The sequence below is a fragment of the Acinetobacter sp. CAU_H_56 genome (assembly GCF_058599425.1).
Genome location: NZ_CM178654.1, coordinates 2,960,945 through 2,974,802, shown reverse-complemented (window position 1 = coordinate 2,974,802; position 13,858 = coordinate 2,960,945). Strand labels below are relative to the sequence as shown.

13 protein-coding genes are annotated in these 13,858 nt (G+C 44.8%); 11 read left to right on the top strand and 2 right to left on the bottom strand.

Annotated features, from left to right (window positions below; translation table 11 throughout):
* Positions 1-425: 425 nt before the first annotated feature.
* The 3 genes from mhpT to AC4MCC_RS14025 all read left to right on the top strand — a co-directional run bounded on the left by mhpT (position 426) and on the right by AC4MCC_RS14025 (position 3,576).
* Positions 426-1,631 (top strand): 3-(3-hydroxy-phenyl)propionate transporter MhpT, encoded by a 1,206-nt coding sequence (mhpT, locus tag AC4MCC_RS14035; protein ID WP_491885463.1) that lies wholly within the window; start codon positions 426-428, stop codon positions 1,629-1,631.
* Between the two features lie 233 nt (positions 1,632-1,864).
* A complete protein-coding gene (gene pncA / locus AC4MCC_RS14030; RefSeq protein ID WP_491876298.1) occupies positions 1,865-2,494 on the top strand; it encodes a bifunctional nicotinamidase/pyrazinamidase in 630 nt (209 codons plus the stop codon).
* Between the two features lie 107 nt (positions 2,495-2,601).
* Positions 2,602-3,576 carry a bile acid:sodium symporter family protein gene (locus AC4MCC_RS14025; RefSeq protein ID WP_491885462.1) on the top strand — a complete coding sequence of 325 codons (975 nt, stop codon included), beginning with the start codon at positions 2,602-2,604 and terminating at the stop codon, positions 3,574-3,576.
* Positions 3,577-3,653: 77 nt separating this feature from the next.
* Here AC4MCC_RS14025 and AC4MCC_RS14020 read toward each other — a convergent pair whose 3' ends face one another.
* Positions 3,654-4,907 (bottom strand): hypothetical protein, encoded by a 1,254-nt coding sequence (locus AC4MCC_RS14020; RefSeq protein ID WP_180014874.1) that lies wholly within the window; start codon positions 4,905-4,907, stop codon positions 3,654-3,656.
* 77 nt (positions 4,908-4,984) lie between these two features.
* Between AC4MCC_RS14020 and serB the strand changes: the two genes are divergently transcribed.
* The 3 genes from serB (at position 4,985) to AC4MCC_RS14005 (ending at position 7,578) form a co-directional block, all read left to right on the top strand.
* Complete coding sequence (gene serB / locus AC4MCC_RS14015) at positions 4,985-6,205, top strand: phosphoserine phosphatase SerB (RefSeq protein ID WP_491885461.1); 1,221 nt, start codon at positions 4,985-4,987, stop codon at positions 6,203-6,205.
* A 417-nt stretch (positions 6,206-6,622) separates the two neighbouring features.
* Positions 6,623-6,958 carry a ciprofloxacin tolerance protein AciT gene (gene aciT / locus AC4MCC_RS14010; RefSeq protein ID WP_034703185.1) on the top strand — a complete coding sequence of 112 codons (336 nt, stop codon included), beginning with the start codon at positions 6,623-6,625 and terminating at the stop codon, positions 6,956-6,958.
* A gap of 140 nt (positions 6,959-7,098) precedes the next feature.
* Entirely contained in the window at positions 7,099-7,578 is a 480-nt protein-coding gene (locus AC4MCC_RS14005) for an SCP2 sterol-binding domain-containing protein (RefSeq protein ID WP_004281258.1), read from the top strand.
* 100 nt (positions 7,579-7,678) lie between these two features.
* On the opposite strand, the gene dtd is transcribed toward AC4MCC_RS14005, so the two are convergent.
* Positions 7,679-8,119 carry a D-aminoacyl-tRNA deacylase gene (dtd, locus tag AC4MCC_RS14000; RefSeq protein WP_004281259.1) on the bottom strand — a complete coding sequence of 147 codons (441 nt, stop codon included), beginning with the start codon at positions 8,117-8,119 and terminating at the stop codon, positions 7,679-7,681.
* Between the two features lie 227 nt (positions 8,120-8,346).
* On the opposite strand from dtd, the gene AC4MCC_RS13995 reads away from it, so the two are divergent.
* The 5 genes from AC4MCC_RS13995 (at position 8,347) to asd (ending at position 13,784) form a co-directional block, all read left to right on the top strand.
* Positions 8,347-9,861: a catalase gene (locus AC4MCC_RS13995; RefSeq protein WP_491885460.1), complete on the top strand. Its 1,515-nt coding sequence runs from the start codon at positions 8,347-8,349 to the stop codon at positions 9,859-9,861.
* A 186-nt stretch (positions 9,862-10,047) separates the two neighbouring features.
* Positions 10,048-10,575 (top strand): ankyrin repeat domain-containing protein, encoded by a 528-nt coding sequence (locus AC4MCC_RS13990; protein WP_168382674.1) that lies wholly within the window; start codon positions 10,048-10,050, stop codon positions 10,573-10,575.
* A 128-nt stretch (positions 10,576-10,703) separates the two neighbouring features.
* The gene (gene pncB, locus AC4MCC_RS13985; protein WP_312211139.1) at positions 10,704-11,909 is read left to right on the top strand and encodes a nicotinate phosphoribosyltransferase; all 1,206 of its coding nucleotides are present in this window, start codon (positions 10,704-10,706) and stop codon (positions 11,907-11,909) included.
* A gap of 178 nt (positions 11,910-12,087) precedes the next feature.
* On the top strand, positions 12,088-12,936 hold the full coding sequence (locus tag AC4MCC_RS13980) for a sulfurtransferase (RefSeq protein ID WP_491885861.1): 849 nt from the start codon (positions 12,088-12,090) through the stop codon (positions 12,934-12,936).
* Positions 12,933-13,784: an archaetidylserine decarboxylase gene (gene asd / locus AC4MCC_RS13975; protein WP_166137528.1), complete on the top strand. Its 852-nt coding sequence runs from the start codon at positions 12,933-12,935 to the stop codon at positions 13,782-13,784. The genes AC4MCC_RS13980 and asd overlap by 4 nt, the downstream gene beginning before the upstream one ends.
* The last annotated feature ends 74 nt before the right edge of the window (positions 13,785-13,858 follow it).

Here is a 13,858-nt window from a genome sequence, read left to right as displayed (position 1 = left end):
ATAAGTCACTTAAGTGAATTAAATAGATTTGGAAAACATGCTTTTATGGCGTTTTAGGGGAGTATTAATATTTATATTCGATGAATTAAGAGCTAAAATATATCGAATAATAAACCTTATTTATGATGAATAAAAAGCAAAAATGCCTGAACTAATCTTTTTTTCGTATTAGTGATCGGCCCCGAATTTTTCTCACTGTTGAATTTCCGAGTTTGATGTATAAGTCTAAATCCAAAAATACTGGGATTTTAATACTTCTCATTAATTGCTTTTTTGACTTTATCGAACAGCATCTTAAGGTCATCAATTTTCTGGATTTTTCAGTATATCCGAGCAAATTGTTCAACTTATTGGTAGTTAATTCTATTTGAGCGCTCATAGATGATGGCCTCTCTTTTGAACGCTGATTGAACAAGGATATTCCAATGGAAAAATCAGACAATAAGCACGCGATCATCACGGTAGGGATCTGCTTTCTGATCGCTGTGATTGAAGGCCTGGATATTCAGGCTGCCGGGATTGCCGCTGCTGGTATTCGTGAGCACTTTGGTCTTGATAGCTCACAATTGGGGGTGTTTTTTAGTGCAGGGATTCTGGGTCTATTGCCTGGCGCACTGATCGGTGGTCGATTTGCGGACCGTATTGGCCGTAAGAAAGTTTTAATCTGGTCAACCGCAATTTTTGCACTATTTACCTTATGTACCGTGTGGGTGAACAGTTTCCATAGTTTGCTGGCAGTTCGTTTTCTGGCTGGTGCGGGTCTTGGCGGTGCAATGCCGATTCTGATCACTTTAGCTTCTGAAGCCGTGGCTCCACAAAACCGTGGTCGTGCCGTAGGCCTGATGTACTGTGGTATGCCAGTGGGTGCAGCAATCTTGTCTTTAATCGCAGCAACTGAATTCGGTGCAAACTGGAAAAATGTCTTCTACCTGGGTGGTTTATTACCCATCATCGTGATTCCTCTGATGATGTTGTGTCTACCTGAATCTAAAGAATACTTAAAAGCACAAAACAAGACAGCCGCAGAACGTGCAGTATCTCCTCAGGGTTCATTCAAGGATCTGTTTAACTCTGACAACCTGCTTCGTACGCTTTGCATCTGGGTGAGCTACTTCTTCACTCTGATGGTGGTATACATCATGTTGAGCTGGTTGCCATCATTGTTTATGGAACTGGGCTTCACCCGTAAAGATGGTTCGACTGCACAGTTCTACTTCATGGTGACTGCAACGATTGGTACCGTGATTCTGGGTATGCTGACGGATCGTCTGAAAAAAGCGTATGTCATTCTGTTGATGTACGGCGGTATCCTGGCGGGTCTATTAGCACTCAACGGTGCAAGCTCACTTGAGCAAATGTACATGGCCGCAGCACTGGCAGGTGCCTTCGTGATTGGTTGTCAGGGCGTACTCTATGCCTTCGGTAGTATCGTTTACCCGACTGAAGTACGTGGTACAGGTGTGGGTGTTGCTTCTGCAGTTGGTCGTATCGGCGCCATGCTTGGCCCTGCAATTGCGGGTCAGCTACTGACAGCAGGCTTCGGTGCAGCAGGGGTGATCTCGGCAGCGATTCCATGTATCGTAATCTCTGCGGTATGTATGCTATTCCTGATCAGCCGTACTAAAGTTTAAAAATAAAAAGATGAATATCCGAAAAGCCTGCACTGATGCAGGCTTTTTATTTTCCAGTATCAGTTCAGCTTAAGACAAATTCTTTCTATGTTTTGCAGAGCAATAGCTTTTACAGTTAACACATCATGAGTTTTATCAGAATGCAGAGTCATTCTATTTTTACCTAAAGGACTAAAAATTTTCTTTAGTTTTAAGCTATGCTTGGATGCAAACTCAGATTTCAAGGGATGAAAATGATGCAGAATGCGGCGCTGATTGTAGTGGATGTACAAAAAGGATTTACCCCAGGTGGAAATCTGGCTGTTACCAATGCCGATCAGATTATTCCGAATATCAACCGATTGGGGCAGTACTTTCAGAATATTGTGCTGACTCAGGATTGGCATCCGGCAGAGCATATTTCCTTTGCAGACAATCATCCTGATCAAGCAGCCTATGACACGATTCAGCTGGATTATGGTTCTCAGGTCCTCTGGCCGAGTCATTGTGTACAAGGAACAGAGGATGCTGAATTCCATCCGGAGCTGAACCTTCCACAAGCCCAACTGATTATCCGTAAAGGCTTTCATCAAAATATCGACAGTTACTCCGCCTTTATGGAAGCTGATCAGAAAACCAGTACCGGTCTGGCCGGCTATTTACGTGAGCGCGGTATTGATACCGTGTTTATTGTAGGCATTGCGACCGATTTTTGTGTGGCCTGGACTGCGATGGATGCCTGTAAACTCGGCTTTAAGGCCTATGTCATTGCGGATGCCACCAAAGGCATAGACCTGAATGGTTCGCTACAACATGCCTGGCAGGACATGCTGGCACAGGGCGTAAAACGGATTTATCTGAAAGATATTATTAATGCAGCCTAAGCGCTGACTTAAGGTGATTAGGGCCATTTGCCATTATGCAATGGTTTGTTTACTTTGAGGCATTCACAGATGCCTTGATTTCTTTTTTATGACCCCTGGATTTCCCCATGTCAGCACTTCTTCAATTTAGCCAGTTTGTCCAAAAGACCTTTGCTCTGTGGGTCATTCTGTTTTCTGCCATTGCCTTGATGCTGCCGGACCTTTTTGTCTGGTTACGCGCCTATATTCCCTGGATGTTGGGTCTGATCATGTTTGGCATGGGCATGACCATGACGCCAGGCGATTTTAAAAGTATCTTACAAAGTCCTAAGGCCGTCGCGATTGGGGTCGTGGCTCAGTTTATGGTGATGCCAGGGTTAGCCTTTTTGCTCTGTCAGCTATTCCAGCTTCCGGCTGAAATTGCGATTGGGGTAATTCTGGTGGGCTGCTGTCCAGGCGGCACCGCATCCAATGTGATTACCTATATGGCCAAAGGTAATACGGCCTTGTCTGTGGCGTGTACTTCGGTATCAACTTTATTGGCACCGCTTTTGACTCCGGCAATTTTTTATCTGCTGGCCAGCCAATGGATTGAAATTAATGCCTTGTCCATGCTGATTTCGATTCTACAAGTAGTGCTGTTTCCAATCATTTTAGGTTTGATTGTCCGTGCCCTTCTAAAAACCAGGGTGGAAGGCTATATCAAGGTAATGCCAGTAATTTCGGTGATTGCCATTGTCGCAATTGTGGCGGCAATTATTGCCGGCAGTAAAACCCAGATTCTGGAATCTGGTTTAATGATTTTAGGGCTTGTGGCTTTACACAATGGGATGGGCTACTTATTGGGTTATTGGGCCAGCCGAATATTTAAACTGGCAGAAATCGATTGTCGCGCGGTTTCGATTGAAGTGGGAATGCAGAATTCTGGTTTAGGGGTAGCTTTGGCTGCAACCCATTTTGCCGCCTCTCCCATTACTGCGGTTCCAAGTGCGATTTTCAGCCTATGGCATAATATTTCTGGACCCGCCTTGGCGACGTACTGGGTTGCCAAAAGCAAGACAATTGAATCTGTATCAGCACAAGATACTTCCGCGAATACATAGCATCCTGACTGCTGAAGATTATATTTCTCTCATATAAAAAAGCCCGATGTTCAATCGGGCTTTTTGCTTTCTGTGACTTAGGATGCTTTAGACTGTTTCGATTTGAGAATCTCGGTTCTGAAGCTTTGCGCCAGTTCAGCACTTTCTGCATCCATTCCATTGACCACAAAGGCATGACGAGTCAGAACATTGGTCGGATTTGGCATGCTGACCAACTCAAAGTGGTCTGCGATTTGTTTTAACAGGGCATTAGGAACATGCAGTGCACTTTCTTTAGCGACCAGTTGCTGAACCAAACGTTCTGCAGCCTGAACGGAATTAAGCTGCATTTCTTCAACGGCTGAAGAAATTGCACTACGTGTCTGCAGCACAAAACGTTTTTCTTCGCGATAACGTTTATACAGAACTTCCGAAAGTAACTGGAATACTGAACTGATCATGGTCAGACAGGCGAGGGCATCTGGCTTGTCTGCCGCAATACTGATACTGGCACCTTTCTCATCAAACTTGTGTACGGTACAAATATCCGTGCTGTTCAGTTTGTAATGCTGGATGCACAGTTCAGTGGCTTTGTTCAGGAAAATCTGGCACAGATTGAAATAAGGAACCGATACCGTCTTATTCACACTATCCAGCAACTGTTTTGGATCATAGAACTGAATGTTCAAGCTCAGGCTATCAGTATCCAGGACCACCGGTTTACTGTCTTTTTCTTTCGGTTTGTTTTTCAGGGCTTGCTGTGCCTGGGCAATGGCGAGGGCGGCATTATGCTTTTCCTGTTCCAGTGCCTGAGTCAAGGTCTGAATCTCGAATTTCAATCGCGATTCATTATTGATACGTGCCAGATACTCGGTACGGCTTGGACGCGCTACTGCGCGATAACCGACCCAAAGCAAACCATGAATAATGAAAGAGAACAGAATGGCGAGCCATTGAGTCCGCAGAATTTCACCAATACTTGGCTCAATCAAGGTGATTTCAATCACACCGACTTTTTTCTCGTTTTGCAGGGCATCTCGGACAAAAACTTCCCCATCACGGGTCTTGGTCAGCCCACCAGTGGCTAAAACCTGACCATTCGCATCCAGGATACGAATTGAAGCAACGCTTGGGTTAGTCGCATAACGGTTGGCCAGAAGTGCCAGAGAAACGCGGTTCGCCGGTTCAAGCTCCGCCAGGCTGTCTGTGACCAGTTGGCTCGTCATGAGCTGTCCCTGGTTGGCACGGTTATCATTCAGTTGGTGAGTCGTTGCCAATACCAGTAAAAAGGTATGCAGAGCAAAACTTACAATCAGTAGGCTAGCAAATAGCCCTTGTCTAGGCGCATTCAACGTAAACTTCCAAGGCAATTCTGTTCAATTTCGATTATGATTCTAACAATAGTTGTAGCTCAGACCCGAGTCAATTCATGCGAGAAATCATTCTTATATCATTCTTAGGACCCGACCAGCCTAATCAATTTACACGATTAATGCAGGTTTTGTCCGCTCATTCCTTACAGATTCTAGATGTGGGGCAAGCGGTCATTCATAATCAACTGACCTTAGGTATTGTTGTATCGTCTGATGACCAAACTGCAACAGCATTAGCCATGAAGGAAATCCTGATTCTAGCACATGATATCGGGTTAACAGTGCGCTTTAAACCAATCTCTGCTGCTGAATATGAACAGTGGGTAAGAGAGGGTGGCCGCACGCGTTATATCGTAACGGCATTGGCCCCGGAATTAAATGCCTCTCATCTGCAAGCCGTGACCAAAATCGTGTCGAGTCAGGGCTTCAATATTGAAACCGTGACCCGTCTTTCTGGCCGTCCTGAGCTGGATGGTTCAAACAATGGCCCTAAACGTGCCTGTGTACAGTTTGGTCTGAAAGGCCAGATGCTGGATGCAGCAGCCATGCGTGCAGCCTGCTTAAGCCTGTCCAATAACCTGAATGTCGATGTCGCGGTACAGGAAGATAATGCTTACCGCCGTAATCGCCGTCTGGTCTGCTTTGACATGGACTCGACCCTGATCGAGCAGGAAGTGATTGATGAGCTGGCAATTGAAGCTGGTGTCGGCATCCAAGTCTCTGAAATCACTGAACGCGCCATGCAGGGTGAGCTGGACTTCCAGCAAAGTTTCCGTGCCCGTGTTGCTTTATTAAAAGGCATGGATGCATCGGTATTGCCAAAAATTGCAGAACGTCTAACTGTGACTGAAGGTGCAGAACGCCTGATTTCAACTTTGAAAGCACTGGGCTACCGTACCGCGATTCTGTCTGGCGGATTCCAGTATTTTGCAGAATATCTGCAAGCCAAGCTGGGAATTGATGAAGTTCATGCCAACGTTCTGGATGTGCAGGATGGCGTGGTGACGGGTGAAGTCAAAGGTCATATCGTAGATGGCGCACGCAAGGCTTTATTGCTCCGCGAAATTGCCGACAATATGGGAATTTCTTTGGAACAGACCATTGCTGTGGGTGATGGCGCCAACGACCTGCCAATGCTTTCAATTGCGGGTCTGGGTGTCGCTTTCCGTGCCAAACCTTTAGTTCGTCAGAATGCCAATCAGGCCATTTCCAGCGTGGGTCTAGATGGTGTGTTATACCTGCTCGGTGTCCATGATAAAGATCTGAGCCGCGCGTAACACATAGCTTTGCGATGAAATCCAACGCGGCCTTAGGGTCGCGTTTTTTTATATTTTTAGCTTAACTTTTATCGAGGGACGGCATAGCTTGTCTATAAATACCCCGATCATCTTAAACGGAAAATATTTTTTTTAAGTCGATGAAAGGGCATATGATTTTGTAATGACACGCCAACATCGACGCAGCAATTGATCCACAAATACTGTGAAAATAAAAAATGTAATGACAAAATAATATCGCGACAGAGTATGTCGTAAGGGGAGAAAACAGGACTTTTTTTATGCAAAAAACTCAGCATAATGCATGCATAGAGATACAAATCAACACATTCCATTTTATTGATTTAACGAAATTCAATAGGTAGGACGGTTGCAATATCAAGCATACACACTATCCTTTTGGATGGAGGGGTTTATATGGTAACAGCGAATCTAGCAACTCTCGTAGGCTTTAGTTTAGTCGCCGCGGCTGTGCTTGCTGTTTTCTTCTCGCCTTATCGTCGCTGGTTAAGTTTTATGGCTGCGGGAATGCTGGCCTGGGGCCTGATCGAAGTGATTCGAGTAGGTACTCAAGCCTTGTTTGAGCTCCCGATGACATATAGCTATCTGACAGCTTTAACGGCCGTGATGGTCGTAGTGACCTTACTGTTATTGCGTGAAGATCGACGTGCAGAGCGTGCTTTGGCTAAACGCCGTTATATCGAACATACACCAGTGTATGAAGATGACCAGCAGCAGCTATCTAGCCGTTAAGTTCTCTAATATCAGCGAAATAATGCACCTGCGGGTGCATTTTTCGTTTAGAAATATGATACAAAGTCCTGCATCTGCCTGGCTTTGATCTATGCTAGGATATTTGTCAATTTTCGTACAATTAGAATAGGCATAATTCCATGAAACTGTCCTCCATTCCTGTGCTCAAACTTCCTCTGGTTGACCTCAGTACCGATCCACTTGATTTGCTGGTCGCAGGTCTTGCATTACGTATGAAGCAGTTAGCGCGTACCAGTCCGAAATTTATTGAATTGGTACATGAACGCCAGTTCCGTATCCAGATCGGAACAGATGAAGGAATGGCACGTCAGATCGTTGTGAATAATGGTCATATTGATACTGTTTCAGGTGATGCAGAAAAAGCTGATTTTGTGCTGCAATTTGCTGACAGTGAACAGGGCGTAAAAACGTTGCTCAAAGGTGATCCGACTGCATTCATGACCGGTATGCAAAGTGGCACGATTAAAATGGAAGGTGATTTTGGTCTGCTGGTCTGGTTTAACCAGGTCGCGAAAATGATTCCGCCTAAACTGCCAAAACCGGTCAAAGAAAAAGTGAAAATGGCACGTCAGTTTATTAAAGAGAAAACTGGTAAATAACTCCTAATCCCCCTGCTTTAATTAAAGGAGGGGCTAGGGAAGGATTATCATAAAAAAGCCCTCATCAAGAGGGCTTTTTTCATTTTGGAACAATGACGGTTTATTCAACTTCCAGATTAAACGTTACCGGCCCATCATTGACCAGATGCACTTTCATATCGGCCGCAAAAATACCGGTTTGTACATTTTCGAACTGGCTCTGCGCATATTCAACCAGCTGTTCATACAAGACCTTGGCATCGCTTGGCGGCATGGCGGGACCAAAGTCCGGGCGTAAGCCTTTTTGAGTTTGCGCCATCAAGGTAAATTGGGACACTAGCAGTAAACCGCCACCGGCCTGACTGACATTCCAGCCCATCTTGCCCTGCTCATCATCAAAGAAACGGTATTTCAATATCTTATCAATCAGTTTTTTGCCTTTTTCCAGATTATCTTCTTTACCGAGGCCCAGAAAAACCAGAATACCTTTGCCAATTTCTCCGGTGGTTTCACCATCGACCACGACTTTGGCTTCCAGTACCCGTTGTAATAATGCACGCATAATCAATTTCAGTCAGATTCAAAATTGCCGCCATTGTAGCAAGATCAGACTCATCTATTATTAAGTTAATGTCTAAAAAATGGGCTTAATTGATTGATTATCATTGATAATATTTTAAACTATCTAAAAACACGATCATAATTATAAAAATTATCTGTTTTATCTATTTTATACTCTCACGTATCTTAGCTGCATGCAGGAAAGGTATTAAATTGAGAGAGTTAGAAATGTTTAAGCGTTCATTACTTGTTGCAATGCTTGCAACGGTGACAGCTGTACAAGCTGCGCCATTAACCAAAGATAACGGGGCACCAGTCGGTGACAATCAGAACTCGATCACTGCGGGTCCACAAGGTCCAACTTTGCTACAAGATGTGCAACTGGTTCAAAAACTGCAACGTTTTGGCCGTGAGCGCATTCCTGAACGTGTGGTTCACGCACGTGGTACAGGGGCTTATGGTGAATTCGTTACGACGAAAGATCTGTCTGATTTAACAATTGCTTCTTTATTCAAGGCCGGTACTAAAACTCCAGTTTTTGTGCGCATGTCTACTGTCATTCATGGTAAAGGTTCACCAGAAACCCTACGTGATCCGCACGGTTTTGCCATCAAATTCTATACTCAGGAAGGTAACTGGGATTTGGTCGGTAACCAGACACCAGTCTTCTTTATCCGTGATGCGATCAAATTCCCGGACTTCATCCACGCGATGAAACCAAGCCCCGTCACCAACGTACAAGATGCCAACCGTGTGTTTGACTTCCTGTCTAGCCAGCCTTGGGCAACCAACATGCTGACTTATGTTTATGGCAAGCAAGGTGTCCCAACCAGCTACCGCGAACAGGACGGTTTCGGTGTACATGCCTACAAACTGTATAACGACAAAGGCGAATACAAGTACGTGAAATTCAACTTCCGCTCTAAACAGGGCGTGAAGGGCTTGAACGTCAAAGAAGCAGCTGTGCAACAAGGTAAAGATTTCAACCACTTGACCAACGATCTTTATAACAACATCTATGCAGGTAATTTCCCGAAATGGGATCTGTATATTCAGGTGCTTGATCCTAAAGATCTGAACAGCTTTGATTTCGATCCGCTAGACCCAACCAAAATCTGGCCAACCAAACTGGTTCCAGAAGTGAAAGTCGGTACATTGACACTCAACCGTATGCCGAAGAACTTCTTCAATGAAACTGAACAGGCTGCATTTGCACCAGGTAATCTGGTCCCAGGTATCGAACCATCTGAAGACCGTTTGCTTCAAGGCCGTATCTTCTCTTATTCAGATACACAAATGTATCGTCTAGGTGCGAACCATCAGCAAATTCCGGTAAACCGTCCTGTGGTGAATGTGAACAACAATAACCAGGAAGGTCACATGAATGTGTCTGAACGTGACTCTGATGTGAACTACGAGCCAAGCCGTAAAGAGCCAAAACCGGCGACTGAAAAAGCGCGTGCAGTTGAAACGCCATTGACTGGTCATGTGCAACAGATCGGTACTAAAGAGCAAAACTTCAAGCAAGCAGGTGACTTGTACCGTTCATATACTGCCAAAGAGAAAGATGACCTGATCATGAACCTGGCGGCTGATCTGGGCAATGTCAAAGATTCAGAAACCAAGCACATCATGTTGTCTTACTTCTATAAGGCAGATGTTGACTACGGTATGCGCATGACTAAAGCTGTAAATGGTGACATCGCCATCGTTAAAGCCAAAGCTGCAAAATTAAAAGACTAATTCCGATTGGTCTTGAGGAACTGGTGACTAGGGCCTAGCGCATCACCTCCAAAAAGTCCTGTAATACTCCAAACCTTTCCTGCACCCTAGGGGGAGTTTTACAGGCACTCTGTTTTTTATTCCATCTCAGGTCAATTAAGTCTTTAGAGACTTAAATTTTCCTTTCGATTTCTGTTGGAGTTCATCATGAAAGTTCTGCCATATGCATTTTTAGCCAGTATTCTTGCCTTTAGCTCCGCATTCGCAACTGCTGCTGAAGTGAAGAATGTCTCCCCTGCAAAAACTGCGGCAAGCGTTCAGATGACCTCACAACAGGAATTGATCGATCTGTTTTTTGCTGCGGCTAAAATTGGCAATAGCGAAGTGATCAATGAATTTTTAAAACACGGCTTTCCAGTCGATATACGCAATCAAGATGGTTATACCCCGTTGATGATGGCGACCTATTATGGCCATCAGGATATCGTGACCACCTTACTGGCCAAAGGGGCAGACCGCTGCGCCCGGGACAAGCGTGGCAATACGGCATTGATGGGTGCCTTGTTCAAAATGGAATTTGCCATTGCCAAACAGCTGCGTCAGGTCGACTGTGATGCTCAAGCCAAGAAAACCGGGCAAAAAACCACAGCTGAATTTGCCAAGGTGATCGGTCAGGAAAAGCAGCTACAGAAAATTATCAAGGAACAGGAAAACGGGCTGAAAGCAGTCAAATAACCGAGCAGGAAGCAGTTTATTTTCTTGAACTTTTGTCGATAATTCAGCTAGCTGTACGTAAATCCTGCAATATTGCCTAAACTTTTATGCTTTAATGCGGGATAAGCACAGCGATATTTTCCTTAGTTATGGCTCCAATTATCCACTCTTTGTTAGATACTGACTTGTATAAATTCACCATGCTACAAGTGGTATTACACAAGTTTCCGCAAACGCATAGTGTCTATCATTTCCGTTGTCGCAATCTGGAAGACACGGAATATCCGCTGACGGATATTCTGGATGATTTGAATCATCAACTGGATTTGCTGTGTCAGCTCAAATTTAAAGAAGACGAATTACAATATTTACGCAGCCTGCGTTTTATCAAAAGCGATTTTGTGGATTATCTGGAACTATTCCAGCTCAAACGCCGTTTTATTAAGGCCACCATCGATAATGAAGGCCGCTTGGATATTACTATTGAAGGCCCCATGGTTCAGGCAATGATGTTTGAAATCTTTGTACTGGCCATTGTCAATGAACTGTATTTCAGCCGCATTCGTACACCTGAAGTGCTAGCCGAAGGTGAACGCCGTTTAAAAGCTAAAATTGAACTTTTAAAACAGTATGATGCCGCGCAGAACCCGAATGATCCACCGTTCCTGGTGTCAGACTTTGGTACCCGCCGTCGTTATAGTTTTGACTGGCAAAAGCATGTTGTCGAAGAATTCAATAAAGCTGCACCGCACGTGTTCCGTGGGACCAGTAATGTGTATTTAGCCAAAGAGTTGGGCATTACCCCGATTGGCACCATGGCGCATGAATTTCTGCAAGCCTTTCAGGCGTTAGATGTGCGTTTGCGTAATTTCCAGAAAGCAGCCCTGGAAACCTGGGTACAGGAATATCGCGGTGACCTCGGAATTGCCTTGACCGATGTAGTCGGTATGGATGCTTTCCTGCGTGACTTTGACCTGTACTTTGCCAAACTGTTTGATGGCTTGCGTCATGATAGTGGCGATCCCTATGAATGGGGTGACAAAGCTTATGCTCACTATAAAAAGCTGAAAATTGACAGCAAAACCAAAATGCTGACTTTTAGTGATGGTCTTAATCTGGAAAAAGCCTGGAAATTGCATCAATACTTCAAAGACCGCTTTCAGGTCAGTTTCGGGATCGGCACCAATCTGACCAATGATATGGGGCAGACGCCGCTAAATATCGTATTGAAACTGGTGGAATGTAACCGTCAATCCGTGGCGAAAATCTCCGATAGCCCAGGCAAAACCATGACAGATAATGATACCTTCCTGGCTTATTTACGTCAGGTGTTCAATATCTCAGAACCTGCCTAAAAATCTCTGCTTTATTCAAAAAACCGCTTCAATCATGAGGCGGTTTTTTCTTAGATGATGGTCTTTCTTAAATTAGCTTTAGCTAAAATTATGCTAAGGATCTAGATAAAAACAACATAATTGAAAAAATGAGCTGTGCTAAGATCAAAAGGATTTGACCGCAATGACAACTACTAAGATGACAGCTTCCGCCTTTGACTTTGGTCTGCTGATTGAAGCAGAAGATTTGGTTCCGCATTTGGAACACGAAAAACTTCGAATTGTTGATTTAAGCCGGGCGTCGGTTTATGAACAATTGCATATTCCACATGCCTTACATCTGCAACCCAAGCTGCTGGTTCGTCAGGAAGAAACAGCCATGGGCCTGTTACCGGACGTAGAAGGGCTGAAAGCTTTAATTCGTTACCTGAATATTTCTCCTGAACATCATGTCGTGGCTTATGATGATGAAGGCGGTGCGTGGGCAGGGCGCCTGCTCTGGAACCTGCATTGTTTGGGCTTTAAAAATACCAGTTTACTCAATGGCGGCATTCATGCCTGGCTGGGTGCGGGACTACCGACTTCATCGGATCAGGAAACGTTTATACCCGTTGATCATCTGATTCCAGTCAATCTTGAAAGAAAGGCTGAGTTTCAGATTGATTATGATGAATTAAAACAACTCATTGAAAATGAAAATATTCAGGTATGGGATTGTCGTACAGAAGATGAATATACCGGCCTTCGTCTGGCTGCGCGACGCGGTGGTCACATCCCGGGCGCACGTCATTTTGAGTGGAGTACTGCCCTTAACCGGCAAAATCATTTAAAATTACATCCTTTACCACGTACTCAGCAGCGTCTGGAACAACTGGGATTTGATCTGGATCAGCCGGTTGTGGTGTATTGTCAGTCCCATCACCGTTCAGGTCTGGCTTATATTCTGGGTCGCTTATTCGGCTGGAATATTCGAGCCTATGATGGTGCGTGGAGTGAATGGGGCAACCGCCTCGATAGTCCAATCGCTACAGGAGAGGTGCCATCTTGAGCATCACATCGCGTCTAAAACAACAACTGTTTATCCAGGCCCAAAAAGTGGTGCCACAGCATCGCCTGTCCCGTGTGGTGGGAAAAATTGCAGCCAGCGAAAATCCGATTGTAAAAACAGCCGTGATCGCAGCATTCAAGACCAAATACGGGATTGATATGTCGATTGCTGAGCAAACCAATGCCCTGAAATTCAAATCATTTAATGATTTCTTTACCCGTGGATTAAGAACCGGGGTGCGTGCGGTCGATGCTGATTCAACTGCGATTGTATCTCCGGCAGATGGCGCGATTTCCCAACTGGGTAAAATTGAAAATGGCGATGTGTTTCAGGCCAAAGGCCAGAAGTTTACGGTTGAAAACCTGATTGCTGATCCGCAACTTGCAGAACCATTCAAGAATGGTGAGTTTGCGACCGTGTATCTGTCACCACGTGACTATCACCGTGTCCATATGCCATTCGCCGGGACTCTGACCGAAACTTTATATGTACCGGGTGAATTGTTCTCAGTCAACCAGACCACAGCCGAAAATATTCCGGGCCTGTTTGCCCGTAATGAACGTATGGTATGTCTGTTTGATACTGAACTGGGTCGTATGGCAGTGGTTCTAGTTGGCGCGATGATTGTGGCTGGTATTGAAACTGTAGCGACTGGCAAAGTAAAACCCTCTGGCCGTATCGAGCTGAATCAACATAATCTTTTCTTAGAAAAAGGTGCTGAGCTGGGTCGTTTCTACTTAGGTTCAACCGCTGTTATTCTGTTTGAAGAAAACAAGATGCAATGGGATGAGAAGTTTAAAGCCAATTCAACCGTGTTGATGGGTGAGGCGTTGGGGCATACCCTATAAAAAGCTTTTAATCTCCTGTTGTGTTGCTTCCCCCTTTGAAAAAGGGGGATTGAGGGGGATTAAATATTCTAATT

Bases quoted from the DNA above. Each gene is read 5' to 3' on its own strand.
- mhpT (WP_491885463.1), top strand. From the start codon at position 426: ATGGAAAAATCAGACAATAAGCACGCGATCATCACGGTAGGGATCTGC.
- pncA (WP_491876298.1), top strand. From the start codon at position 1,865: ATGATGCAGAATGCGGCGCTGATTGTAGTGGATGTACAAAAAGGATTT.
- AC4MCC_RS14025 (WP_491885462.1), top strand. From the start codon at position 2,602: ATGTCAGCACTTCTTCAATTTAGCCAGTTTGTCCAAAAGACCTTTGCT.
- serB (WP_491885461.1), top strand. From the start codon at position 4,985: ATGCGAGAAATCATTCTTATATCATTCTTAGGACCCGACCAGCCTAAT.
- aciT (WP_034703185.1), top strand. From the start codon at position 6,623: ATGGTAACAGCGAATCTAGCAACTCTCGTAGGCTTTAGTTTAGTCGCC.
- AC4MCC_RS14005 (WP_004281258.1), top strand. From the start codon at position 7,099: ATGAAACTGTCCTCCATTCCTGTGCTCAAACTTCCTCTGGTTGACCTC.
- dtd (WP_004281259.1), bottom strand. From the start codon at position 8,119: ATGCGTGCATTATTACAACGGGTACTGGAAGCCAAAGTCGTGGTCGAT.
- AC4MCC_RS13995 (WP_491885460.1), top strand. From the start codon at position 8,347: ATGTTTAAGCGTTCATTACTTGTTGCAATGCTTGCAACGGTGACAGCT.
- AC4MCC_RS13990 (WP_168382674.1), top strand. From the start codon at position 10,048: ATGAAAGTTCTGCCATATGCATTTTTAGCCAGTATTCTTGCCTTTAGC.
- pncB (WP_312211139.1), top strand. From the start codon at position 10,704: ATGGCTCCAATTATCCACTCTTTGTTAGATACTGACTTGTATAAATTC.
- AC4MCC_RS13980 (WP_491885861.1), top strand. From the start codon at position 12,088: ATGACAGCTTCCGCCTTTGACTTTGGTCTGCTGATTGAAGCAGAAGAT.